Below are 1808 nucleotides of genomic sequence, written 5' to 3'. Positions count from 1 at the left end.
GCAACGGGCAACCAATAATGGTTAGCTCCTTAGAAAGGAGGTGATCCAGCCGCACCTTCCGGTACGGCTACCTTGTTACGACTTAGTCCCAATCGCCAGTCCCACCTTCGACGACTCCCCCCACACAAGGTGGTTAGGCCATCGGCTTCGGGTGTTACCAACTTTCGTGACTTGACGGGCGGTGTGTACAAGGCCCGGGAACGTATTCACCGCAGCGTTGCTGATCTGCGATTACTAGCGACTCCGACTTCATGGGGTCGAGTTGCAGACCCCAATCCGAACTGAGACCGGCTTTTAGGGATTAGCTCCACCTCACAGTATCGCAACCCATTGTACCGGCCATTGTAGCATGCGTGAAGCCCAAGACATAAGGGGCATGATGATTTGACGTCATCCCCACCTTCCTCCGAGTTGACCCCGGCAGTCTCCCATGAGTCCCCGGCATAACCCGCTGGCAACATGGAACGAGGGTTGCGCTCGTTGCGGGACTTAACCCAACATCTCACGACACGAGCTGACGACAACCATGCACCACCTGTGAACCAGCCCCAAAAGGGGAAAGACCATCTCTGGCCCGGTCTGGAACATGTCAAGCCTTGGTAAGGTTCTTCGCGTTGCATCGAATTAATCCGCATGCTCCGCCGCTTGTGCGGGCCCCCGTCAATTCCTTTGAGTTTTAGCCTTGCGGCCGTACTCCCCAGGCGGGGCACTTAATGCGTTAGCTACGGCGCGGAAAACGTGGAATGTCCCCCACACCTAGTGCCCAACGTTTACGGCATGGACTACCAGGGTATCTAATCCTGTTCGCTCCCCATGCTTTCGCTCCTCAGCGTCAGTAAATGCCCAGAGACCTGCCTTCGCCATCGGTGTTCCTCCTGATATCTGCGCATTTCACCGCTACACCAGGAATTCCAGTCTCCCCTACATCACTCTAGTCTGCCCGTACCCACCGCAGATCCGAGGTTGAGCCTCGGACTTTCACGGCAGACGCGACAAACCGCCTACGAGCTCTTTACGCCCAATAATTCCGGATAACGCTTGCGCCCTACGTATTACCGCGGCTGCTGGCACGTAGTTAGCCGGCGCTTCTTCTGCAAGTACCGTCACCCCAAAAGGGGCTTCTTCCCTACTGAAAGAGGTTTACAACCCGAAGGCCGTCATCCCTCACGCGGCGTCGCTGCATCAGGCTTTCGCCCATTGTGCAATATTCCCCACTGCTGCCTCCCGTAGGAGTCTGGGCCGTGTCTCAGTCCCAGTGTGGCCGGTCACCCTCTCAGGCCGGCTACCCGTCGTCGCCTTGGTGAGCCATTACCTCACCAACAAGCTGATAGGCCGCGAGTCCATCCCCAACCGATAAATCTTTCCACCCCCTGCCATGCAGCAGGAAGTCATATCCGGTATTAGACCCAGTTTCCCGGGCTTATCCCGAAGTCAGGGGCAGGTTACTCACGTGTTACTCACCCGTTCGCCACTAATCCACCAGTGCAAGCACCAGCATCATCGTTCGACTTGCATGTGTTAAGCACGCCGCCAGCGTTCATCCTGAGCCAGGATCAAACTCTCCATAAAAAACAAGAAAAGCACACCACCAACCACCACACGGCAGTCAATGATGCAATCCCGGCGAATAAAAAACACTCAACCACCACACACGGGGGTGCGGGCGATCAAGCAAATAAATGTTTCGTATTCACCAAACAAAAATAATTTGGTATCAACAAACTTGGCACACTATTAAGTTCTCAAACAACAAGCGCTTCCGACACCACGAACCACCATCATCTGGCTGGCCGCTTCGCTCCGGCGCA

At 55.4% G+C, this 1808-nt stretch carries 1 rRNA gene; it reads right to left on the bottom strand.

Going from position 1 to position 1808, the window contains the following annotated elements:
- Nucleotides 1-33: 33 nt before the first annotated feature.
- Nucleotides 34-1569: ribosomal RNA gene (locus FDN03_RS14250) — 16S ribosomal RNA — on the bottom strand.
- Nucleotides 1570-1808: the final 239 nt, after the last annotated feature.

Source organism: Glutamicibacter sp. V16R2B1, from assembly GCF_005774635.1.
In the GTDB taxonomy this organism is placed as follows: Bacteria; Actinomycetota; Actinomycetes; order Actinomycetales; family Micrococcaceae; genus Glutamicibacter; species Glutamicibacter creatinolyticus.
Note: the sequence above shows the minus strand (reverse complement) of the source record. Positions and strands in the feature narration are given on the sequence as shown.